The sequence below is a fragment of the Aquabacterium sp. genome, assembly GCF_036279655.1.
Lineage (GTDB): Bacteria > Pseudomonadota > Gammaproteobacteria > Burkholderiales > Burkholderiaceae_C > Aquabacterium.
Map to the genome: position 1 here is coordinate 16,936 of NZ_DASUIT010000163.1, position 22,843 is coordinate 39,778.

19 protein-coding genes and 1 pseudogene are annotated in these 22,843 nt (G+C 63.1%); 12 read left to right on the plus strand and 8 right to left on the minus strand.

The window, feature by feature from the left end:
- Nucleotides 1-8: 8 nt before the first annotated feature.
- The 7 genes from lpxB (at nucleotide 9) to trxC (ending at nucleotide 6,731) form a co-directional block, all read left to right on the plus strand.
- Nucleotides 9-1,157 (plus strand): lipid-A-disaccharide synthase, encoded by a 1,149-nt coding sequence (gene lpxB / locus VFW84_RS17235; protein WP_329681703.1) that lies wholly within the window; start codon nucleotides 9-11, stop codon nucleotides 1,155-1,157.
- A complete protein-coding gene (rnhB, locus tag VFW84_RS17240; RefSeq protein ID WP_329681704.1) occupies nucleotides 1,126-1,767 on the plus strand; it encodes a ribonuclease HII in 642 nt (213 codons plus the stop codon). Before lpxB ends, rnhB begins: the two co-directional genes overlap by 32 nt.
- A 17-nt stretch (nucleotides 1,768-1,784) precedes the next feature.
- Nucleotides 1,785-2,600, plus strand: coding sequence for an RNA methyltransferase (locus tag VFW84_RS17245; protein ID WP_329681705.1), 816 nt, complete (start codon nucleotides 1,785-1,787; stop codon nucleotides 2,598-2,600).
- Nucleotides 2,601-2,632: 32 nt separating this feature from the next.
- On the plus strand, nucleotides 2,633-2,857 hold the full coding sequence (gene hemP, locus VFW84_RS17250) for a hemin uptake protein HemP (RefSeq protein ID WP_329681706.1): 225 nt from the start codon (nucleotides 2,633-2,635) through the stop codon (nucleotides 2,855-2,857).
- A 64-nt stretch (nucleotides 2,858-2,921) separates the two neighbouring features.
- Nucleotides 2,922-3,617: a Bax inhibitor-1/YccA family protein gene (locus VFW84_RS17255; protein ID WP_329681707.1), complete on the plus strand. Its 696-nt coding sequence runs from the start codon at nucleotides 2,922-2,924 to the stop codon at nucleotides 3,615-3,617.
- 125 nt (nucleotides 3,618-3,742) lie between these two features.
- Nucleotides 3,743-6,232, plus strand: coding sequence for an AsmA family protein (locus VFW84_RS17260; protein ID WP_329681708.1), 2,490 nt, complete (start codon nucleotides 3,743-3,745; stop codon nucleotides 6,230-6,232).
- Between the two features lie 61 nt (nucleotides 6,233-6,293).
- The gene (gene trxC / locus VFW84_RS17265) at nucleotides 6,294-6,731 is read left to right on the plus strand and encodes a thioredoxin TrxC (RefSeq protein ID WP_329681709.1); all 438 of its coding nucleotides are present in this window, start codon (nucleotides 6,294-6,296) and stop codon (nucleotides 6,729-6,731) included.
- Nucleotides 6,732-6,741: 10 nt separating this feature from the next.
- On the opposite strand, the gene dnaB is transcribed toward trxC, so the two are convergent.
- Nucleotides 6,742-8,175, minus strand: coding sequence for a replicative DNA helicase (gene dnaB, locus VFW84_RS17270; RefSeq protein WP_329681710.1), 1,434 nt, complete (start codon nucleotides 8,173-8,175; stop codon nucleotides 6,742-6,744).
- A 214-nt stretch (nucleotides 8,176-8,389) separates the two neighbouring features.
- Between dnaB and VFW84_RS17275 the strand changes: the two genes are divergently transcribed.
- Nucleotides 8,390-10,018, plus strand: coding sequence for an HDOD domain-containing protein (locus tag VFW84_RS17275; protein ID WP_329681711.1), 1,629 nt, complete (start codon nucleotides 8,390-8,392; stop codon nucleotides 10,016-10,018).
- Between the two features lie 88 nt (nucleotides 10,019-10,106).
- Nucleotides 10,107-10,394 (plus strand): zf-TFIIB domain-containing protein, encoded by a 288-nt coding sequence (locus VFW84_RS17280; protein WP_329681712.1) that lies wholly within the window; start codon nucleotides 10,107-10,109, stop codon nucleotides 10,392-10,394.
- A gap of 72 nt (nucleotides 10,395-10,466) precedes the next feature.
- On the opposite strand, the gene rplI is transcribed toward VFW84_RS17280, so the two are convergent.
- The 5 genes from rplI to ppsA all read right to left on the minus strand — a co-directional run bounded on the left by rplI (nucleotide 10,467) and on the right by ppsA (nucleotide 14,524).
- Nucleotides 10,467-10,919: a 50S ribosomal protein L9 gene (gene rplI / locus VFW84_RS17285; RefSeq protein ID WP_329681713.1), complete on the minus strand. Its 453-nt coding sequence runs from the start codon at nucleotides 10,917-10,919 to the stop codon at nucleotides 10,467-10,469.
- Nucleotides 10,920-10,931: 12 nt separating this feature from the next.
- The gene (gene rpsR, locus VFW84_RS17290; protein WP_329681714.1) at nucleotides 10,932-11,222 is read right to left on the minus strand and encodes a 30S ribosomal protein S18; all 291 of its coding nucleotides are present in this window, start codon (nucleotides 11,220-11,222) and stop codon (nucleotides 10,932-10,934) included.
- A 33-nt stretch (nucleotides 11,223-11,255) separates the two neighbouring features.
- A complete protein-coding gene (priB, locus tag VFW84_RS17295; protein WP_329681715.1) occupies nucleotides 11,256-11,570 on the minus strand; it encodes a primosomal replication protein N in 315 nt (104 codons plus the stop codon).
- A gap of 37 nt (nucleotides 11,571-11,607) precedes the next feature.
- Nucleotides 11,608-11,976 carry a 30S ribosomal protein S6 gene (gene rpsF, locus VFW84_RS17300; protein ID WP_329681716.1) on the minus strand — a complete coding sequence of 123 codons (369 nt, stop codon included), beginning with the start codon at nucleotides 11,974-11,976 and terminating at the stop codon, nucleotides 11,608-11,610.
- Nucleotides 11,977-12,106: 130 nt separating this feature from the next.
- Nucleotides 12,107-14,524: a phosphoenolpyruvate synthase gene (gene ppsA, locus VFW84_RS17305; RefSeq protein ID WP_329681717.1), complete on the minus strand. Its 2,418-nt coding sequence runs from the start codon at nucleotides 14,522-14,524 to the stop codon at nucleotides 12,107-12,109.
- 164 nt (nucleotides 14,525-14,688) lie between these two features.
- Between ppsA and VFW84_RS17310 the strand changes: the two are divergent.
- The 3 genes and pseudogenes from VFW84_RS17310 (at nucleotide 14,689) to ppsR (ending at nucleotide 16,419) form a co-directional block, all read left to right on the plus strand.
- Nucleotides 14,689-15,047 (plus strand): annotated as a pseudogene (locus VFW84_RS17310) (MarR family winged helix-turn-helix transcriptional regulator).
- A 41-nt stretch (nucleotides 15,048-15,088) separates the two neighbouring features.
- A complete protein-coding gene (locus tag VFW84_RS17315) occupies nucleotides 15,089-15,514 on the plus strand; it encodes an organic hydroperoxide resistance protein (protein ID WP_329681718.1) in 426 nt (141 codons plus the stop codon).
- An 86-nt stretch (nucleotides 15,515-15,600) separates the two neighbouring features.
- Nucleotides 15,601-16,419: a posphoenolpyruvate synthetase regulatory kinase/phosphorylase PpsR gene (gene ppsR / locus VFW84_RS17320; RefSeq protein WP_329681719.1), complete on the plus strand. Its 819-nt coding sequence runs from the start codon at nucleotides 15,601-15,603 to the stop codon at nucleotides 16,417-16,419.
- A gap of 43 nt (nucleotides 16,420-16,462) precedes the next feature.
- Here the strand turns inward: ppsR and VFW84_RS17325 are convergent, their stop codons facing one another.
- Both VFW84_RS17325 and VFW84_RS17330 read right to left on the minus strand, forming a co-directional pair.
- Entirely contained in the window at nucleotides 16,463-18,052 is a 1,590-nt protein-coding gene (locus tag VFW84_RS17325; protein WP_329681720.1) for a calcium-binding protein, read from the minus strand.
- A gap of 92 nt (nucleotides 18,053-18,144) precedes the next feature.
- Entirely contained in the window at nucleotides 18,145-22,812 is a 4,668-nt protein-coding gene (locus VFW84_RS17330; RefSeq protein WP_329681721.1) for a beta strand repeat-containing protein, read from the minus strand.
- Between the last annotated feature and the right edge of the window lie 31 nt (nucleotides 22,813-22,843).

Genomic DNA, 22,843 nt, shown 5'->3' on the forward strand with positions numbered 1-22,843 from the left:
GGCCGCAGATGGACGATCAGGCGCCACGCCTGGCCATGGTGGCCGGCGAGACCTCGGGCGACCTGCTCGCGGGCCTGCTGCTGTCGGGGCTCAAGCAGCGCTGGCCGGCCCTGGTGTCTCACGGCATTGGGGGCCCCAAGATGGCCGCCCAGGGCTTTGACGCCTGGTGGCCGCACCACAAGCTGGCCGTGCGCGGTTATGTCGAGGTGCTGCGCCACTACCGCGAGATCGTCGGCATCCGCGAACAGCTGACCCAGCGTCTGCTGGCTGATCCGCCGTCGGTGTTCATCGGAGTGGACGCGCCGGACTTCAATCTTGCGCTCGAAGCGCGCCTGAAAGCGTCGGGGATCAAGACCGTGCATTTCGTCAGCCCCTCGATCTGGGCCTGGCGGGGCAAGCGCATCCACAAGATCCACGAGTCGGTGGACCACATGCTCTGCCTTTTCCCCTTTGAGCCCGAGCTGTACGAGCGCGTGGGGATCGCGGCGACCTATGTCGGGCACCCGCTGGCCGATGCCTTCCCGATGGAGCCGCCGCGTGCGGCCTCTCGTGCAGTACTGGGTCTGGGCGAGCGTGAGACCGTGGTGGCCGTGCTGCCGGGCAGCCGTCGCTCAGAGATCCAGTACATCGCGCCAGTCTTTCTGCAGACGGTGGCGCTGCTGGCGCGTCAGCGGCCCGAACTGCGCTTTGTGCTGCCGGTGGTGCCGGGTTTGCGCTCGCTGGTCGAACCCATGGTGGCCCAATACTGCCCGGATGCGCCCCTCACCTTGCTCGATGGGCGCTCGCACGAGGTGCTGGCCGCCTGTGATGTCACCCTGATCGCCAGCGGAACGGCCACCCTGGAGGCGGCCTTGTTCAAGTGCCCCATGGTGATCGCCTACCGCATGAACGGTCTGAGCTGGCAGCTCATGAAGCGCATGCGCTATCAGCCCTGGGTGGGCTTGCCCAACATCCTGGCACGCGACTTTGTGGTGCCTGAGCGCCTGCAGGGCGAGGCCCATCCCCGGCAACTGGCGTCCGACGTGCTGGCCTGGCTGGATCAGCCCGCCCGTGCCGAGGCGGCGCGTCAGCGTTTTGTCGAACTCCACCACCTCTTGCGGCGCGATACAGCCCGCTGTGCCAGCGATGCCATCGCCCAAGTCCTCCAGGCGCGCTAAGCCGCCCACCGAACAACTCGACCTGCTGCTGTGGCAACCCGTGGGCCTGGTGGCCGGGGTGGATGAGGCCGGGCGCGGCCCCCTGGCCGGGCCCGTGGTGGCTGCGGCCGTCATCCTCGATGAGCAGCAGCCCATTGCTGGCTTGAACGATTCCAAGAAGCTCAGCGCAGCACGCCGTGAAGTCCTGTTCGACGAGATCCGCGCCAAGGCCCTGTGTTGCTGCATCGCCGAGGCCACGGTGGCAGAGATCGACGAGCTCAACATCTTGCAGGCGACCTTGCTGGCCATGCGCCGGGCCGTCGAAGGCTTGCGCCTCAAGCCCGCTCAGGTGCTGGTCGATGGCAACCGCCTGCCCGTGCTCAAGGTGCCAGCCGAGGCCATCGTCAAGGGCGATGCCAAGGTGGCCTCTATCGCGGCGGCCTCCATTTTGGCCAAGGTGCATCGGGATCGCTTGTGCGAGGACCTTCACCAGCGCTTTCCACAATATGGGTTTGCCACCCACAAGGGCTATCCCACCGCCGATCACCTGGCCGCGCTGCAGCAACATGGGGCCTGCCCGGAGCACCGCCGCAGTTTTGGCCCGGTCAAGCTGGTGCTCCAGCGCCCCTGAGAGATCCACGCCTCATCATGATACCCAGTCAGCTCATCACCTCCAAGGACAACCCGCTGCTGCAGCGATTGCGCAAGCTGGCGGGCGACCCTTCGGCCTATCGCAAGCTCGGCGAGATCTGGGTGGAGGGCGATCACCTGTGTTCGGCCTGCGTGCAGCGTGGTGCTCATGTGCCGCTGGCCGTGGTGGCCGAATCGGCCTGGACCGGGCTGGATGGCCGCGCACAGGCAGGGGACACCGTGGCCGCCAGATTGTCGGCGCTGGCCTGCGAGGCGGACCGTGTCGTGGTGGTACCCGATCTGCTGTGGCGTCAGTTCACCTCGCTGGAGTCTCCCGCACGTCTGGGTTTCGTGCTGTCCACCCAGGGGATCACGCCTGGCGTGTTGCCGGGGGTGGCCACGGTGGTGCTCGACCGGCTGCAGGACGCGGGCAATGTCGGCACCATCTTGCGCACGGCCTCGGCGCTGGGCGTGCGGCAGGTGGTGGCGCTCAAGGGCACGGCTGCGCTGTGGTCGCCCAAGGTGCTGCGTGCGGGCATGGGGGCTCACTGGGGCCTGCACCTGGTCGAGCAGGCCACGGTGGATGATTTGCAGGCCTTGCAGGTGCCTCTGGTGGCCACCAGTTCGCATGCCGATCACGAGTTGTCACGCGCGCCCCTGCCATCACCCTGCGCCTGGGTGCTGGGGCACGAAGGGCAGGGCGTCAGCGACGAGTTGATGGCGCGTTGCGCCATGACGGTGAGCATTCCGCAGCCCGGTGGTGAAGAGTCCCTGAATGTGGCCGTGGCGGCCTCGATCTGTCTTTACGAGTCCTTGCGCCGTCAAATCACTTGAATTGCGAATTATTCGCATTTAAACTGTCGGGCATGAAGCCTGATCGATCTTCTCCAGCGGAGACCTTGTTCGACGATTTCTCCCTCAATGGCCAGAGCACGCCAGGGTTCGCACCGGATGCCAGCTCCGGGGTTGCCCCGGCGCGGGTGGACAGCGCCGCCTTGTTTCAGGGACAGGACGTGGTGCACATCGTCCACCAGGGCGCGGTCTACCAGTTGCGAACCACCCGCCAGGGCAAGCTGATCCTCACCAAATGAGGCAGCGGGAACTACAATGGCGCCGTGCTGTCCAACACGGCGCATGACTTGTAGAGGAATCTCGATGGACCAATCTCTGAAATCTCTGGACACGGTGTACGGTGCAGCCTTCGGTGCTCAGCGCCAGCGCGTGCTGCGCAACACCTATGCCTTGCTGGCACTTTCCATGGTGCCCACGGTGCTGGGGGCGTGGCTGGGCGTGGCCATGGAATTCAGTTTCTTTGGCGGCAGCCCCTTCATGGGTTTCATCGCCTTCATGGCGATTGCCTTCGGGTTCTTTTTCGCCATCGAGAAGTACAAGAACTCCGGCCTGGGCGTGCTGTTCCTGCTGGGTTTCACCTTCTTCATGGGCTTGATGCTGTCCCGCCTGATCGGTGCCGTGCTGGGCCTGGGCAACGGAGCACAGCTCATCGGCGTGGCCTTTGGTGGCACGGCGCTGGTGTTCGCCGGTATGGCTTCGCTGGCCGGCACCATGAAGCGTGACGTGAGCAGCCTGGGCAAGTGGCTGACCGTGGGCGCCATTGTGCTGATGGTGGCCATCGTGGCCAACATCTTCCTGAAGATGACCGCCTTGATGCTGACCATCTCGGCTTTGTCCGTGGTGCTGTTCTCGGCCTTCATGCTCTATGACCTCAAGCGCATCATGGACGGTGGCGAGACCAACTACGTGACTGCCACCCTGGCCTTGTACCTGGATGTCTACAACGTCTTCCAGTCGCTCTTGAGCCTGCTGGGCATCTTCGGCGGCAGCGACGACTGATCACCGCTGCTGCGATGCTGCAGCGCATGTCAACGGGGCCCGAGGGGGCCCCGTTTTCTTTGGTACAACATGCACAGTGACACGACCGGGTGGTCGACAAGAGCAAAGGACTGGATGTGGCCTGGATGAAAACCGTCGCCCTGGGTGTGGGCACCGTGGTGCTTGTGTCGGGAGGCGCAGCCGCCTACCTGGTGGCCACCTTTGACCCCAATGCCCACAAGCAGGCGCTGGTGGACTGGGTGCAGCAGGAAAAGCAGCGGACCTTGACGCTCCATGGCCCGATCGAGCTGGGCTTGTGGCCGCGGCTGCATGTGCGACTGCAGGATGTCAGCCTGAGCGAGCACCAACGGCCCGCCGAATTCGCCCGTCTGAGTGAGCTGGATCTGGCCGTGCAGGTGATGCCCTTGTTCAAGGGGCAGTTGCGGGTGGGGCAGGTGCACGCCTCGGGCGTGAAGCTCAACTATCGCCGCGATGCCCAGGGCCGCAGCAACATCGACGATCTGCTCACCCCCTCGGACAAGCCCGACAACGCATCCCAGGGGCAGGACCTGTCCTTTGACGTGGAAGGCATCTCTCTCAAGGACGTCCAGGCCGATGTTCAGGACGAGCGCTCGGGTGTGAAGGCCCTGTTGACGCTGGCCGAACTCCAGAGCGGGCGTCTGGCCGATGGTCTGGCCACCGATCTGGTGGTGGCTGCGCAGGCGCAACTGAGTGCGCCACGGGTCGCCAAGGTGGCGGTCAAGGGGAGCTTGACCCTGACGCCGGAACTCAAGGCGCAGCGCTTTTCAGCCAGCAAGCTGGATCTCAGTGTGCTGGGCCAGACGTCGACGCATGAGGGGCAGGCCGCACAAGCTGATCTCAAGGCCGACATCCAGGCGGCCAAGGCGGTCTGGGATGGCCGCAGTGCGGCGGCCACGGCCGACGACCTGGCCGTGACGCTGTCCGGTCAGGTGGGGCAGGGCGCAGGGGCCTTGCTGCTGGACAAGGCCGACCTGGTCGTGGCGCAGTTCGCTTTCGATCCCAAGGCGCAGGCGCTCACCGTCTCCAAGCTGGATGCCAAGGTGCTGGCGCATCAGGATGGCCATGTGCGCGAGGTGGAGGCGCAATGGCCCGAGTTGAGCGTCAAGGGCGATCAGCTCAAGGGCAGTGCCCTGCAGGGGCGCTTCAGCGTGGCGGGCCCCGTGGCCGTGAGTGGCCAGTTCAAGAGTGGCTCGCCGGTGGGCTCATTCCAGGCGATCCGCCTGCCAGATCTGGGGGTGGACTTCAAGGTCACGATGGCGGGCCAGGGCGGTCAGCGGGAGGTGAGTGGCCAGTTGAAGGGACAACTGTCGGCTCAACCGCAAACGCTGGCCGGCACGCTGGAGGGCCTCAAGCTGCAGGCCCGCATCAGCGAGCCCTCGCTGCAGCCGCTGGTGGTGAACATCGCGGGCCGTCTGCATGCCTCGGCGCCGACCTCGGCCGACTGGTCACTGCAGGGCGACATCAACAGCAATGCCTTCACCACCACGGGCAAGGCCATGCTAGGCCAGGGCGCGCCGCGCATTGACGCCAAGGCGAAGTTCGCCTCGCTGGATCTCAATCGCCTGCTGCCTGCCAGACCAGCGTCGCAGGCTCCCGCCAGCGGCGGCGGTCTGGACAAGACCGTGGTGGACCTGTCGGCTCTGCGATCGGTCAATGGGCATTTTGATGTGACGGCGGGCCAACTGGCCTGGCAGCAGTACCGCGTGAGTGACGCCGTGATCCTGGCCCAACTGGACCAGGGGCGCCTGACCTTGCAGCAGCTCTCCGGCGGTGCCTGGGGGGGACGCTTCAAGGCTCAGGGCTCGGCACAGGCCGGTCAGCAAAGGGTGGCCCTGCAGGCCACGGCCGAGGGGGTGAACATCCTCAACATGCTCAAGGATGTGGCGGGCAAGGACATCCTGGAAGGTACGGGCCAGGTCAAGCTGGAGGTGAGCACCTCGGGTGGCACGGTGGGGGCGCTGACTTCGGGCTTGAACGGCACGGCGGCTGTGGTGCTGCGTGATGGCGCCGTGCGCGGCATCAATCTGGCCAAGTCCCTGCGAGAGGCCAAGTCGCGTTTTTCCAGCCACAGCGATGCGGTTGAGAAGGCCAAACAGACGGAGAAGACCGATTTCACCGAGATGACGGGCTCCTTCGTGATCACCCAGGGCGTGGCACGCAACGAGGATCTGTCCGCCAAGAGTCCCTTTCTGCGTGTGGGCGGCAAGGGGGACATTGATCTGGTGCAGCGGCGCATCAACTACACGGTCAATGCCACGGTCACGGGCACGGTCAAGGGGCAGGATGGTGCGGACATCGATGGACTCAAGGGCCTGACGGTGCCGGTCAAGCTGTCCGGGCCTTTCGATGCCCTGGACTGGAAGATCGCCTGGTCGGGTGTGGCCCTGGGCTCCATGCAGAACACCCTCAAGGGGCAACTGGACACCAAGCTGGACAAGGCCGGGGGCAAGCTGGAAGACCAGCTCAAGGCCAAGCTGCTGGGCAAGCCCGCCGCAGCGGCGTCGGGGGCCTCGGCGGCCAGCGCACCGGCGCTCAGTGCAGAAGATGCGGCCAAGGAGAAGCTCAAGAGCAAGCTCAAGGGCTTGTTCCGCTGAGCCTCTTGAATTGGGTGCGCCACATCCCATGTGAGGGATGAGTTCAATGAAGGAGCCGACCATGGACACAGCACTGGAACTTGTCTGCCCGCACTGTCAGGCCGTCAATCGCGTGGCGTCGGCGCGCCTGCATGACACCCCGCTGTGCGGCAAGTGCGGTCAGACGGTTCTGCCGCCCGAGCCCATCGTCCTGACAGGCCAGACCTTTGATCGCTTCGTGGGCCGCAACCATCTGCCCGTGCTGGTGGACTTTTGGGCGCCCTGGTGCGGTCCCTGCAAGATGTTCGCGCCGGTGTTCGCACAGATGGCGGCTTCGCAGTCCGCACGCCTGCGTTTTGCCAAGGTGGACACGGAGGCTGAACCGCAGCTGGGGGCGCAGCATGGCATCCGCAGCATCCCCACGCTGGCCTTGTTCCGTCAAGGGCGTGAGGTGGCCCGCGTGTCAGGGGCCTTGCCGGCCACGCAGCTCGAAGCCTGGCTGCGTCAGAACGGGGTCTGAGGGGCGCCGATCAGTATTCGTCGCCGCCGCCGACGTAGGTGCCTGGGGCCAGGTTCTCGAAGCGCGTGTTGGACTTCAGGAATGCCAGGTGCAGACTGCCCACCGGGCCGTTACGCTGCTTGCCGATGATGATCTCGGCCGTGCCTGGAATCTTCGATTCCTTGTTGTAGTACTCGTCGCGGTAGATGAACATGATGACGTCGGCATCCTGCTCAATGGCGCCGGATTCCCGCAGGTCGGACATCATGGGCCGCTTGTCGGGGCGGGTCTCCACCGAACGGTTCAACTGCGACAGTGCGATCACCGGGCACTGCAGTTCCTTGGCCAGGGCCTTGAGGCCGCGTGAGATTTCACCGATCACGGTGGCGCGGTTTTCCTCGTTGCCGCCCGAGCCGCTCATCAACTGCAGGTAGTCGATGATGATCAGGCCCAGGGTGCCACCGAACTGGCGCGCGAGGCGGCGCGCGCGGGCGCGCAATTCATTGGGTGAGAGGCCCGGGGTCTCGTCGATGAAGACGTTGGCCGTGCGCAGCTTTTCCACCGTCTCGCTCAGGCGGCCCCACTCATCGTCGCTCAGTCGGCCGGTGCGCAGGTTCTGCTGGTTGATGCGGCCGATGGAGCCCACCATACGCAAGGCGAGCTGTGAGGCCCCCATTTCCATGGAGAACACGGCCACAGGCAGGCCTTCGTTCACGGCCACGTTCTCGCCGATGTTGAGCGCAAACGCCGTCTTGCCCATGGAGGGGCGGGCCGCCAGAATGATCAGGTCGCCCTTTTGCAGGCCAGCCGTCATCTTGTCCATGTCATAAAAGCCGGTGCGCACCCCGGTGACGTCTTCCGCGCCGTTGTCGGCCAGCTCCTGCACGCGGTCCAGCAGGTCCACCACCAGGTTGTCCATCGAATGGAAGCCCTGCTTGTTGCGGTTGCCTTCTTCGCCGATCTTCATGATCTTGGCTTCGGCCTCGTCGAGGATGTCGGCCACCGCCTTGCCCTGTGGGTCGAAGGCGTTGGTGGCGATCTCGTCGCTGACGGTGACCAGCTTGCGCAGCACGGCGCGCTCGCGCACGATCTCCGCGTAGCGACGCATATTGGCCGCGCTGGGCACCGATTGCGCCAGGGCATTGAGGTAGGCCAGGCCGCCCACTTCGCCCCCTTTGCCGGACATCTGCAACTGCTCGAAGACGGTGATCACGTCTGCCGGCCGCGAGGCGTTGATCAACTGCGAGATGGCCTTGAAGATCAGCTGGTGCTCATAGCGGTAGAAATCGCTTTCACTGAGCAGATCCTGAGCCCGGTCCCAGGCCGAGTTGTCCAACAGCAGGCCCCCCAGCACGCTCTGTTCACCCTCGATCGAATGCGGAGGCACCCGCAAGCGGGCGATGTCCTCACTGCTGGAGCTGTTGCCGGATGAGCCGGGAAAGGAGGTGGGAAAGACTGCAGACATGCCCTGGATCATACGGGCGACTGCAGGACTTCGAGCCTGTTCCCTGTGGACAAGTCTGTGGATTGACCGGGGAAATGCAGGGGACAGGCTGGGGACAGCGACGCAGAGCCGCTCGACGTGAAGAAATGGCGTGTCGAGGGCCCCGTTGTCCGCATTTCAAATCTAAGATCCCTGGGTTCCAATCGGGGGACACCACAGGCAGCGAGACCCCAAGATGATGGTTGAACCAGCCAGCCAGCCCACCGTGGGTGAGGCCCCCAGCGTGACGCTGGAGTATCTGCTGCGCCGCATGCGCCACAAGAGCGACTTTCCGACACTCTCGGAGTCGGTCACCCGAGTGCAGGCCCTGTCCGAGGCCGAAAACGAAAGCCTGTCGCGCCTGTGTGACGAGATCCTCAAGGACGTGGCCCTGACGCAAAAGCTGCTGCGCGTGGTCAACACGGCGCACTACCGCCGTGCCGGCACGGATTCGATCAGTACGGTGTCGCGTGCCGTGGCCTTGGTGGGGGTGGGCGGGATCCGCAATCTGGCCTTGTCGCTCATGTTGGTCGAGCACATGGAAGACAAGCAGCACGCCCAGCAGTTGAAGGAAGAGTTTCTGCGCACGGTGATGGCCGGAACCCTGGCCAGCGAACTGTGCACCAATGCCAAGGATGCCGAACAAGCCTATATCGAGGCCTTGTTCCGCAATCTGGGGCGTCTGCTGGTGGGCTTCTACCTGCCTGAAGACGCCCAGGAGATACGGGCGCTCATCCAGGGCAAGGACGGCGCCGCTCCGATGAACGAAGCCAAGGCATCGCTCCAGGTGCTGGGCCTGGGCTTCGAGGCTCTGGGCGTGGCTGTGGGCAAGAGCTGGAGCCTGCCCGAGAGCCTGCTGAGCAATATGAGCTCACCTGCGGGGCCGGTGCCCGGCAAGTCTCTGGCGGCGCGCCCCGAGCGGCGTGCCTGGTTGGCCAGTCTGGCCAATGAGGCGGCCAACGCCATGCTCAACTGCGAGCCCACCGAGGTGGGTGATGCGCTGGCCGCTCTGGGGCAGCATTACGCCGTGCCTCTGGATCTGCCCCAGCAGGCTGTGCAGGAAGCGGCGGCACGCGCCCGCAAGCGCCTGACCGAGCTCACGCGCGTGCTCAACCTCAAGCTGGAGCCCGACTCCCACGCCGAGCGCCTGCTGGAGGCCTATTACGTGGATGCACCCAATGCCGGCCAGGCAGACAGCGGCCCCAGCCCCGAGTCCCTGGGTCTGGCCTGGACCGATGAAGAAGGTGCCCTGGCCAGTGGTGAGCTGCCGACGCCGGTGGCTTCCGTGGACATCCTGACCAGTGGCATCCAGGACATCACCAACACCCTGGTGGACTCCTTCCAGCTCAATGAGGTGCTGGGCATGATCCTGGAGACGGTCTACCGCGCGCTGGACTGCCGGCGTGTGGTGTTCTGTCTGCGCGATGCGCGCAGTGCCTCGCTGGTGGGCCGCATCGGCCTGGGGCAGGGGGCCGATCAACTCAAGTCAGCCTTCGTGATCCCGCTCAAGGCACCGGAAGGGGCAAGCGTGGACTTGTTTTCCGCCGTGTGCATCAAAGGCGTGGACACCTTGATCGCCGATGCCAGTGCGTCGTCGGTGGCTTCACGCCTGCCGCATTGGTTTGTGCAACGGGTTCGAGCCCCCACCTTCCTGCTCCTGCCCATGACCATGAAGCGCCAGGGTCAGGATGTGGTGCTGGGCATGATCTACGCCGACCGCGATCAGGCCGACAGCCTGAACATCACCGAAAAGGAGCTCTCGCTGCTACGCACACTGCGGGCCCAGGCGGTGATGGCCTTCAAGCAGAGCACCGCCATCAGTTGATGCCTGGGGGGTGATCAGGGCGAACTTTTGGGGGCCGGAAGGATCCCAACACCGGCGCACATGCGCACGCTGAACGAAGGAAGCCCCGATGAAATGCCCTCATTGTGCAGATGTCACCCTGGTCATGAGCGATCGCCAGGGAATCGAGATCGATTATTGCCCTCAATGTCGAGGTGTCTGGTTGGATCGTGGCGAGCTGGACAAGATCATCGAACGCAGCGCCCAGGCGCAGCCGCCGGTGACCCAGGTGCCCGTGCCGTCGGCGCAGCCTCAGCAGGCGCACCGCCGACCGGATTTCGTCGACTCCGACTATCACGACCACGGCAGCCATGGGCGCAAGCGCCACAAGTCCTGGCTCAGTGATCTGTTTGACTGATGCCCATGAAAAAACCGCCCCTCGGGGCGGTTTTTTTGAGGGGCCAGCGCCAGGTGGCGCTGAGCCTGTCGATCAGGCAGCTTCGCCGACGACTTGAACGGTCACGTCCACCACCACGTCGGAGTGCAGAGCCACCGACACAGCGAACTCGCCCGTGGTCTTCAGGGGACCGTTGGGCAGACGGATCTGCTGCTTGGCCACGTCGAAACCGGCAGCCTTGAGGCCATCGGCGATGTCGTGGTTGGTGACGGAGCCGAACAGGCGGCCGTCCACGCCAGCCTTCTGGCTGACGGACACGGTCTTGCCGTTGAGCTTGTCGCCCAGAGCTTGAGCGGCAGCCAGCTTCTCGGCTTGAGCCTTTTCCAGCTCAGCGCGACGGGCTTCGAATTCGGCGATGGCCTTTTCGGTGGCACGGCGTGCTTGACCGGTCGGGATCAGGAAGTTACGGGCGTAGCCGTCCTTGACCTTGACCACGTCGCCCAGGGCGCCCAGATTGGCGACTTTTTCGAGGAGGATGATTTGCATGTCAGTGACTCCTTAGGCGCGGTGCTGATCGCTGTAGGGCAGCATGGCCAGGAAACGAGCGCGCTTGATGGCGGTCGTCAGTTGACGTTGGTAGATCGCGCGTGTGCCGGTCAGGCGTGCGGGGATGATCTTGCCGTTTTCAGCGATGAAATCGCGCAGGGTGTCCACGTCCTTGTAGTCGATCTGTTCGACGTTGGCGACGGTGAAGCGGCAGAAACGCTTGCGACGGAACAGCAGGGATTGCGTGTTGCGCTTGCCCTTGCGGTCTTTGGAGAACTTGCCTTTGCCACGAGAAATAGCCATGGTGACCTCTTGTGTACAGAAATATCTGAATGTTTAGTTGAGCTCGATGATGTGCAGCAGCACGCCACGTCCGTTGCGCGACATCCCCAGAAATCCCTTGATCTGCAGCTCGGCACCGATGTCGGTGCGGCTGAGCTGGACAGCCATGGGGCCGAGAGCCACCGCCCTGAGATCACAGACCACCTTGCGGGGCTGTCCGGCTTCGACCACGGTGGATTCGTGGTGCAGACCGAGATCCAGAGCCGGCAATCCGGCTGGGGTGTAGCGCAGGGCCTTGCGTTCGACGATGCTGGCGGTCAGTGTCACGTCATTGACGCGAGGGGTGACCGAGGTGTCAGCGTCTGTCAAGGCGGGGGCCCGACGTCACGACCTGATGCTCAATGCATCAGGCAGCGGCTTGCTGGTCTTGCGCGGCCTTGCGGGCTTCTTCGCGCTCAACTTGCTTCATCATGACCGAGGGGGTGGTCTCAGCCTTGTCCTTGACCACGGTCAGGTGGCGCAGAACGGCGTCATTGAAGCGGAAAGCGGTTTCGATCTCAGCCAGGGTTTCCTTGCTGGTTTCGATGTTCAGGCACAGGTAGTGAGCCTTGGCCAGCTTGTTGATCTGGTACGCCAGTTGACGGCGGCCCCAGTCTTCAACACGATGGATCTGGCCGCCAGCGGCGGTGATCGTGGCCTTGTAGCGCTCCAGCATGGCCGGAACTTGTTCGCTTTGATCCGGATGGATCAGCAGCACGATTTCATAGTGACGCATAGGTATGCTCCTTGTGGATTCCCCCCCGTCTAAAGGGGGGATGGAAGCCGTCGTGAAGCGTCAAACCCACGGACGGCAAGGGCTGCAAGAAATCTTGCAACAAACGAAAAGCCTGCGATTGTAGCGCGAATCAGTGCTTGGCTGCAAGGCGCTGCCAGGTTTCGATCACCGTGTCCGGGTTCAGGGACATGGAGACGATGCCTTCGGCGGCCAGCCAGTCGGCAAAGTCCGGGTGGTCACTGGGGCCCTGGCCGCAGATGCCGATGTACTTGCCATGGGCACGGCAGGCGGCAATGGCGCGCGAGATCATGGCCTTGACGGCCGGATCGCGCTCGTCGAAGTCGGCGGCCAGCAACTCCAGGCCGGAGTCGCGGTCCAGGCCCAGGGTCAGCTGGGTCAGGTCATTGGAGCCGATCGACATGCCGTCGAAGAACTCCAGGAACTGCTCGGCCAGAATGGCGTTGGAGGGGACTTCGCACATCATGATGATGCGCAGGCCATCGGTGCCGCCCTGGGAGGCACGCACCAGGCCGTGGTCGGCCAGCATGCCGGTGACGCGCTCGGCCTGCTTGAGGGTGCGCACGAAGGGCACCATGATCTCGACGTTGGTGAGGCCCATCTCGTTGCGCACGCGCTTGAGGGCTTCGCATTCCATGGCAAAGGCCTCGCCGAACTCGGTGCTGATGTAGCGCGAGGCGCCGCGGAAGCCCAGCATGGGATTTTCTTCCTCGGGCTCGTAGCGCGAGCCGCCGATGAGCTTCTTGTACTCGTTGGACTTGAAGTCCGACAGGCGCACGATGACCGGCTTGGGGTAGAAGGCAGCGGCGATGGTGGCGATGCCTTCGGCCAGCTTGTCGACGTAGAAGGCACGGGGACTGGCGTGGCCACGAGCCACCGATTCGACGGCCTTCTTGAGGTCGCTGTCGATGTTGGGGTAGTCCAGGATCGCCTTGGGGTGCACGCCGATGTTGTTGTTGATGATGAACTCCAGGCGGGCCAGACCGACGCCGTTGTTGGGCATCTGGGCGAAGTCGAAGGCCAGTTGGGGGTTGCCCACGTTCATCATGACCTTGATGCCGATGTGGGGCATCTCGCCACGGGTCACCTCGGTGACTTCGGTTTCCAGCAGGCCGTCATAGATGCGGCCGGTGTCGCCTTCGGAGCAGACCACGGTGACCAGGGCGCCGTCCTTGAGACGGTCGGTGGCGTTGCCGCAGCCGACCACAGCCGGGATGCCCAGTTCACGCGCAATGATGGCCGCGTGGCAGGTGCGCCCGCCGCGGTTGGTGACAATGGCGCTGGCGCGCTTCATCACCGGCTCCCAGTTGGGGTCGGTCATGTCGGTGACCAGCACGTCGCCGGGCTTGACCTTGTCCATCTCGGCGATGTTGTCGACGATGCGGACCGGGCCGGTGCCGATCTTCTGGCCGATGGCGCGGCCTTCGGCCAGCACGGCGCCGGTGCTCTTGAGCTTGTAGCGCTGTTCGGTCTTGCCCTGCATCTGGCTCTTGACCGTCTCCGGGCGGGCCTGGAGGATGTAGAGTTGGCCGTCCACGCCGTCCTTGCCCCATTCGATGTCCATGGGGCGGCCGTAGTGCTCTTCGATGATCATGGCGTAGCGCGATAGCTCGAGCACGTCGTCATCCGTCAGGCTGTAGCGGTTGCGCTGCTCGGGGGCCGTGTTCACGGTCTTGACCAGCTTGCCGGATGCGGCCTTTTCTTCGGGCGTGGCGAACTCCATCTTGATCAGCTTGGAGCCCAGGTTGCGGCGGATCAGGGCACGCTTGCCAGCCTTGAGCATGGGCTTGTGCACATAGAACTCGTCGGGGTTGACGGCGCCTTGCACCACGGTTTCACCCAGGCCGTAGCTGGAGGTGATGAAGACCACATCGGGAAAGCCCGACTCGGTGTCCATGGTGAACATCACGCCAGCGGCGCCCAGGTCGGAGCGCACCATGCGCTGCACGCCGGCCGACAGGGCCACGACGTCGTGCGCAAAGCCCTTGTGCACGCGGTAGGAAATGGCGCGGTCGTTGTAGAGCGAGGCAAAGACTTCCTTCATCTTGTGGAGGATGTCGTCGATGCCCACCACGTTCAGGAAGGTCTCTTGCTGGCCGGCAAAGGAAGCGTCGGGCAGGTCTTCGGCGGTGGCCGAGGAGCGCACGGCAAAGGAGGCCTGCAGGTTGTCACCGGCCAGGGTGATGAAGGCCTCGCGGATGGCTTTTTCCAGATCGGCGGGGAAGGGCTGGGCCTCGACCCAGCCGCGGATCTGGGCACCGGCCTCGGCCAGGGCGCGCACATCGTCGGTGTTCAGGGTGGCCAGACGCTGGCTGATGCGCTCACTCAGGCCGTCATGCTTGAGGAACTCGCGGAAGGCGTGGGCCGTGGTCGCAAAGCCCGTGGGCACGCGCACGCCCTGGGGGCCGGTCGGCAGCTGGGAGATCATCTCGCCCAGCGAGGCATTCTTGCCGCCCACCGATTCCACATCGGTCATGCGCAGCTGTTCAAACGGGACGACCAGCGCGGTCGGCTCGAAAAGTTGAGACATACAAACTCCAGATAGTAAAAAATCTTGGGGCCCAGGGCGTGTATGAGCAGCGTTGAATGATGGTTGTTGTTGCGCTGCACCATGGCCCGGGACCGATGCCGGCATTTTAGGGTTGCTCCCTGGTCCTTTGCAGGAAATATTCGAGGAGAGCTACCATCCCGGTCATGCACGGAACGCCCTTGCCCCTCAACGCGCAGCCTGATGCCGCCGCCGACGCGACCGATCAGGCCCTGTTGCTGGACCAGCAACTGTGCTTTGCGCTCTACAGCAACTCTTTGCTGATGACCAAGCTGTACAAACCGCATCTGGAGAAGCTGGGGCTGACCTATCCTCAGTATCTGGTGATGCTGGTGCTGTGGGAGCGTGACGGCTTGACTGTGAGCGGCGCGTCCGCGACACGGATGATGAGCGTCGTCTGCGCCTGATCGTGACCGAAGCGGGGCGGGCGCTCAAGCAGCGTGCGAGGTCCGTGCCGGAGGGCATTCGCTGCCATTTGGGCGGGCAGGACGACGAGATTGAATGACGTTTCCCTTCACCTCATGGACTCAGCCTGGAGATCGCACCATGCAAGCACTCGACAAAGTTGTCTACACCGCCCACGCCACGGCCACGGGAGGCCGTGATGGCCGCGCCTCCACGCCTGATGGCAAGCTCGATGTCGTCTTGTCCGTCCCCAAGGAGATGGGTGGGCGAGGCGAGGGCACCAACCCCGAGCAACTGTTCGCAGCCGGCTACTCCGCCTGTTTCATGGGCGCCATGGGTTTTGTGGCCGGGCAGCAAAAGCGGGGTCTGCCTGCTGGCACCCAGATCGACGGTGAGGTCGACATTGGGCCCATCCCCAATGCGTTCGGCATCGCTGTGCGCCTGAACATCACCTTGCCGGGCATGGCTCGCGAAGATGCCGAGGCCCTGGTGGCGGCCGCGCATCAGGTCTGTCCCTATTCGAACGCCACCCGGGGCAACATCGCCGTGACGCTGACCGTGGTGTGAGGGTCGACCTGGTGATCAGACTCGGGTGACAATGGCGCGCATCGCGCTCGGCGCGCCTGACACGGTCTTGTCGACCGCCCCCATCCATGTCTGATCGCAGTGTGTTCTTCCTTTCCGATGGCACCGGCATCACCGCCGAAACCTTCGGGAACTCCATCCTGGCGCAGTTCGCCATCAAGCCCCGGCATGTGCGCCGTCCCTTCATTGACACAGTGGACAAGGCGCATCAGGTGGTGCGCGAAATCAATGCGGTGTCCGAGCGCGAGGGCAAGAAGCCCATCGTCTTCATGACCCTGGTGGATGAGGAGGTGCTGGCCATCATCCGCCCCTGTCGTGCCAAGGTGTTCGATCTGATCGCCACCTTCGTGGAGCCGCTCGAAGAAGAGCTGAACATGAAGTCCAACCACCGGGTGGGGCGCTTTTCAGACGTGGCGGTCGACCGCGAGTACAACGATCGCATCGAGGCCATCAACTTCACGCTGGAGCACGATGACGGTCAGTCGGCGCGCAGCCTGGAGAAGGCCGATGTGGTGCTGGTGGGCGTGAGCCGCAGCGGCAAGACGCCAACCTCGCTGTACCTGGCGATGCAGCATGGCATCAAGGCGGCCAATGTGCCCCTGATTCCCGAAGATTTCGAGCGGGGCTTTCTGCCCCCCATGCTCAAGCCCTACAAGAAGAAGTGCTTCGGTCTGACCATCGATGCCGACCGCCTGTCGCAGATCCGCAATGAGCGGCGGCCGGGCAGCCGCTATGCCAGCCTGGAGAACTGCCGCCTGGAAGTGCACCAGGCCGAGGCCATGATGCGCCGCGAAGGCATCGCGTGGCTGTCCTCGACCCACAAGTCGATCGAGGAGATCGCCACGACGATTCTGCGGGATCTTCGGCCGGATCGGTTGATCTACTGATCTGCGCAGGCCCGTGTCGCGATCCGGCTTGGCCCGAGGAGGATCAGTTCCAGCTGCTGGCCAGCACGCTTGACAACTGTGCGGCCACGGCGGGGTCCATGCTGACGGCCCCGGGTGCAGGTGGCGTGAATGCAGCCATCGCATTGACCAGGGCGTTGACCTTGCTTGCACTCAGCGTCTGTAAACCGGACGCCTGGATGGTTTCGATGCGGTTGGCGCTGCTGGCGTACCAGCCTTGAATCGTGACGCTGCCCGACGTGGCAGGCTCGCCCAGCGCCTGGATTTTCAAGTCATTGCCGGTGCGGGTCAGCCACAGCTTGTCGGGTGAGACGGTGGCGAAACTGATCTTGTCGTAGGTGAACGGCATCCAGTCGTTGTCCACGATGGTGTCGTCGCCGAAGGCGTTCACGAAGCTATAAGTGTCTGCTCCGGTGCCACCGATCAACAGATCGTTGCCGTCGCCGCCCCGGAGGTAGTCCTTGCCAGATCCGCCCTCCAGCGTGTCGTTGCCCGCGAGGCCTGTCAGGGTGTCATTACCGGCCAGGCCACGAAGAACATCATTGTTGCTGTTCCACCCGTGAAGGTCATCTTTGCCCTGTGTACCGATGATGGGGGGCAAGACAGCAAGGTCCGCAAGTGCCTTCCCCGTGAGTGTGCTGCCGTCGGCAAACCGCACAGTCAGTCCATCCCAACTGCCGATGTCGGGCAAGGTGATCTCCTCGCCTGTGCTCCAACTCAGTACGGCGGATCGCTTTTCAATCAGGTCGTAGGCACCAGCGCCGCTGATGAGAAGGTTGATGGTCATCCCACTGCGTGTCAGGCCAGCACCCAGTTCCAGTATGTCTTGTGAATCGGCGACCACGGTGTCCTTGCCGTCTCCGGTCCCGAAGGCGATGGTGTCCTGTCCCTGAGCGAGGCGGATCGTGCCGACACTCATCCAATACGGCTGGTCGGGCTCACCTCGGGCCACCACCAGATCATTGCCTTGCCCCCCGATGAAAAGGTCATTGCCATGGCCGCCCGTGAGGCTGTCGTTTCCAGCAAGCCCCATCAGGGTGTCGTGACCATCCTGTCCGATGAGCGTGTCATTGCCCGTGGTGCCTGTCAGCGCCTGACTGGCAAGCTCCTGCATCTTCAGGAGCACATCCCAGCGTGTGCCGTCCGCAAATTCAATGAAATCGATGCCATTTGAAAACGGTGCATCCGCTGCCCGGCGTACGTTGAACACAATGGTGTCCGGACGGTCAAGCAGGCTGAGGCGCATGTGGGTGTTGTCCACCATGGTCAACAGGACGTCTGATGCAGCGATGGTGGCATCAAAGCGGATGATGTCCCGACCATCTGATGGCATCTGGATGGCGTTCTGGCTTTGTTCGACATCCTCCTCGATGGTGTCGTTGCCAAAGCCCTCGCTGAACTCGTAAACGTCACCATCACTCGTGTACAGCGTGCCCCAGGCCATGTTGTACTCGGAATAGGGCGGGTTGTAGACCAAATGGGTGCTGCCCACCAACAGGTCGTCGCCAGATCCCCCGCGGATGGTATCCCTGCCTTGTCCCCCATTGATGGTGTCGTTGCCGTCTGTGCCCTGAAGCAAGTCTGCGCCACTTGTGCCGTTGATGGTTTCGCTCATCTTTGTTCCCTTGTCATGCGTTGTATATGATGTTTATTGGATTCCGGCGCTCATCACTACCCCAGGCTACGCCGGACCGTTTGATCTACTGATCAAGCCCAACTGCTGGCCAGGACCTTGCCCAACTGCGCCTCCACCGTCGGGTCAATGGCGCTGGCCCCTGCGGCGGGGGGCGCAAACGCCGCCATGGCGTTGACCAGGGTGTTGACCTTGCTGGCGTTCAGGGTCTTGCCGTCTTGCGACTGGATCTTCTCGATGCGGTTGCTGCTGCTGGCGAACCAGCCCTCGACCGTGACGCTGCTGTTGGTCTGGTCCAGCGCATTGATCTTGAGGTCATTGCCGACCTTGGTCAGCCACAGCTGATGGGCTTTGCTGTCCAGGAAGCGGATCACATCGTTGGTGAAGGGCATGATGTCTTTGTCGACAATGACATCGCGACCGCTGTTGCGGCTGAATTCATAGGTGTCGGCGCCGGTGCCGCCCAGCAGGCGGTCGTCGCCAGCCCCGCCGATGAGCGTGTCCTTGCCTGCGCCCCCCTCCAGCGTGTCGTTGCCCCCCAGGCCCACCAGTTTGTCGTTGCCAGACTGACCGCGCAGGACGTCATTGGTATCGCCCCAGCCCATCATGGCGTCGGCTCCCGACGTGCCGTTGCGTGGCTGCAAGGATGCCTGCTTGATGTCCAGGCCCGACATGCGGCTGCCATCGGCAAACTGCAATTGCAGACCATCCCATTGGCCAGCCTGCTGCAATGTCATGGCTTCGCCAGAGCCCCAGCTCAGGGTGATGCTGCCGGTATCCGATTCGCTCGGGGTATCGCGCAGGCGGGCACCAATGAGCATGGCGCTTTTTGTCAGCCCGGCACCCAATTGAATGACGTCATGCGAGTCGGCGCGCACGGTGTCCTTGCCGTCACCCATGCCAAAGACGATGGTGTCCTGGTCCAACTCATCGAGTGGGGTGATGGTCGCACTTTCGATCAGATCGTTGCCCTGGCCGCCTGTGAGCACATCGTTGCCAGCGCTGCCGATGAGTGTGTCGTTGCCTGAATCCCCCTCCAGCGTGTCGTTACCCCCTAGGCCACGCAGTTGGTCATTCCCCGCCTGACCGCGCAGAATGTCACGGCCGTGGTCCGTGCCTTCCAGGGTGTCGTCGCCCGAGGTGCCGATGCGTGGGGGCAGGGCTGCCAGGGCCAGAATGTCCTGTCCGGTGAGCGTGCTGCCATCGGCAAACTGAAGCCGGGCAAGCCCGATGGCGCTCACGTTTTCCAGCGTGATGGCATCCTCGGTGCCCCAGCTCAGCGTGACCTGCTCCGTCATGGAGTCTGGAGGGGTTGGCACACGCGGGCCGACCGTCAATTTGTCTTTGTCGATGCCCGTGCCCAGGATCAACATGTCGCTGTTGTTCAGGCGGAGGGTGTCTTTGCCGTCTCCAAGGTTGAAGTACACCGTATCAGCGCTGGCCGGGTTGTTGCTGTACTGGTCTGCGACGATGCGGTCATCGCCTGTGCCGCCTTTGAAAATGGTGGTGGGGTTGCTGCCGCCCGTCAGGGTGTCGTTGCCAGCCCCACCCTCCAGAGTGTCGTTGCCGCCGAGAGCGGTGATGAGATCATGGCCATCCAGGCCGCTGAGAAGGTCAGCCGCATCCCACCACCCCAGGATGGTGTCGTCGCCTGTCGTGCCCTGGTGGGTCTTGGCGAGAGCTGTTCGCTTGATCTCCAGTCCTGACATGCTGCTGCCATCTGCAAACTTCAGTTGCAGGCCATCCCATTGGCCTGCATCCAGCAATTTCAGGGACTCGCCAGAGTCCCAGCTCAGGGTGATGCTGCCGTGATCCACCGCGCTCAGGGTGTCACGAAGTCGGGCTCCGATGAGCATGGCGCTCTTTGTCAGCCCCGAGCCCAATTGAATGGTGTCATACGTGTCGGCACGCACAGTGTCCTGGCCATCGCCCATACCAAAGAGGATGGCGTCCCGGTCATCACCGTAGGTGATAGTGCCTGACATCATCTCCTCGAGAGAGGGGGTGTACACACTTTCCAGCAGATCGTTGCCCTGGCCTCCGGTGAGAACATCGTTCCCGGAGTTGCCGATGAGTGTGTCGTTGCCTGAACCTCCATCCAGGGTGTCATTGCCCCGGAGGCCAGCCAACTGGTCATTGCCAGCCAGACCGTGCAGGATGTCATGGCTGTCATTCCAACCTGTCAGCGTGTCGTCACCCGATGTGCCGGTGAGTGGCTGCAGGGCGGCCAGGTCCAGGATGTTCTGCCCGGTGAGGGTGCTGCCGTCGGCAAACTGGACCCGGGCACTGCCGATGTAGTTCACTTTTTCCAGCGTGATGGCATCACCAGTGCCCCAGCTCAATGTGATCTGATCCGACCCGGCGTTTTGGGTCGACACACGAGGGCTGACCATCAACTGGTTTCTGTCGATGCCCGGGCCCAGGATCAAACTGTCGTAGTTGTCCAGTTTGACGGTGTCCTTGCCGTCACCGATATTGAAGTGCACGGTATCGGCACTGGCCGGATTGTTGCTGTCGTCGACGGCATCGATGCTGTCATCGCCTGTACCGCCTTTGAAAACGGTGGAGAGATATAACTGCCCCTTCAGGGTGTCGTTGCCAGCGCCACCATCCAGTGTGTCGTTATCGCCGACAGCGGTGATGAGATCATTGCCAGCCAGGCCGCTGATAAGTTCGGCCACATCCCGCCAACCCAGGAGGGTGTCGTCGCCTGTCGTGCCCTGGGGGGTCTTGGCGAGAGCTACCTGCTTGATCTCCAGTCCTGACATGCTGCTGCCATCTGCAAACTTCAGTTGCAGGCCATCCCATTGGCCTGCATCCAGCAATTTCAGGGACTCGCCAGAGTCCCAGCTCAGGGTGATGCTGCCGTTATCCGTCGCGCTCAGGGTGTCACGAAGTCGGGCTCCGATGAGCATGCCATTTTTTGTCAGCCCCGCCCCCAATTGAATGGTGTCGAGTGAGTCGGCACGCACGTTGTCTTTGCCATCACCCGAGCCAAAGATGATGGTGTCTTGGTCCAGCGAGAGGTAAGCGTCGCTGGGTGCGCTCTCCACCAGATCGTTGCCCTGGCCACCTGTGAACATATCGTTGCCACGGCCGCCATTGAGTGTGTCGTTGCCTGATCCCCCCTCCAGGGTGTCGTTGCCACCCAAGCCCAGCAACTGGTCATTGCCCGCCTGACCGCGCAGGATGTCATCGCTGTTGGACCAACCTTGTAGGGTGTCCGCACCTGTGGTGCCGATGGGCGGGTGCAGGGCAGCCGCCAGGTTCAAGATGTCACCTCCGGTGAGGGCGCTGCCGTCGGCAAACTGGATTTGAATACCGCCGATGTTGTTCACGTTTTCCAGCGTGATGGCATCTGCTGTGCCCCAGCTCAGGGTGATTTGCTGCGACAAGGTGTCGGTGGGGGTTGCCAAACGGGGGCCGACCGTCAAATTGTTTTTCTCGATGCCTTCGCCCAGCATCAACGTGTCATTGCTGTTCAGTCGGACGGTGTCCTTGCCGTCACCGGCATTGAAGTGCACGGTGTCACTCGCCGTGCTGCTGCTGCCCAGGTCGGCGACGATGCTGTCGTTGCCGGTGCCACCTCTGAAATAGGTGGGACTATCACTTCCCCTCAGGGTGTCATTGCCCGCACCGCCATCCAGTGTGTCGTTCTGGCCGTGGGCTTTGATGGAATCATTGCCGTCCAGGCCGCTGAGAAGATCTGCAACATCCGACCAACCCAGGATGGTGTCGTCACCTGTCGTGCCCTGGAGGGTCTTAGCGAGGGCCGCCTGCTTGATCTCCAGGCCTGACATGCTGCTGCCGTCTGCAAACTGCAGCTGCAATCCATCCCATTGGCCTGCTTTCTGCAGTGTCAGGGACTCGCCAGAGCCCCAACTCAGGGTGATGCTGCCGGTATCCGACGTGCTCAGGGTGTCGCGAAGGCGGGCTCCAATGTGCATGGTGCTTTTTGTCAGCCCTGCACCCAATTGAATGGTGTCATGCGTATCGGCGCGCATGGTATCCAGGCCATCTCCTGCATCAAAAATGATGGTGTCCTGGTCCAAGACGCCGGGAGCTGCGCTGGTCGCACTCTCCACCAGATCGTTGCCTTGTCCACCTGTGAGGACATCGTTGCCAAAGCCGCCGATGAGGGTGTCGTTGCCTGCCATGCCGCTGAGGGTGTCGCGTCCATCCTGGCCTGTGAGGACATCGTCTCCGCTGCTGCCGGTCATCACCTGCGTGGACAGTGTCTGCATGAGCTGCAGGGCATCCCATTGGGTGCCATCGGCAAACTGGATCAGGTCGATGCCGATCGACTTCTGTGCATCTGACGCAGTGCGCACATTGAACAAGAGGGTGTCCGTGCTGCCCGCCACGCTGAGCAGCATGTGGGTGTCATCGACCTTGGTGGCTTGGACGGATGATGCCGCGATATCCGCGCCAAACTGGATGATGTCTGCGGGGTCGTTGCTGGAGTAATAAAGGACAGCGTCGTTCTCGTCTTCACGAATGGTGTCGTTGCCAAACCCCGCGCTGAACTGGTAGGTGTCCCCGCCGCTGGGATAGAGGGTGTACGTTCCACCACCGTAGCGCGGATCCCTCATGACATATTCGCCGTAGCTGCTGCCTACCAGCAGATCATTGCCTGAGCCACCGATGATGGTGTCGGCACCCTGGTTTCCATTGATGGTGTCGGCACCATCGGTGCCCAGGATCAGATCTGCACCATTTGTGCCATAGAGGGTTGTGCTCACATTGACTCCCATGTCATGAGTTATGAATAGC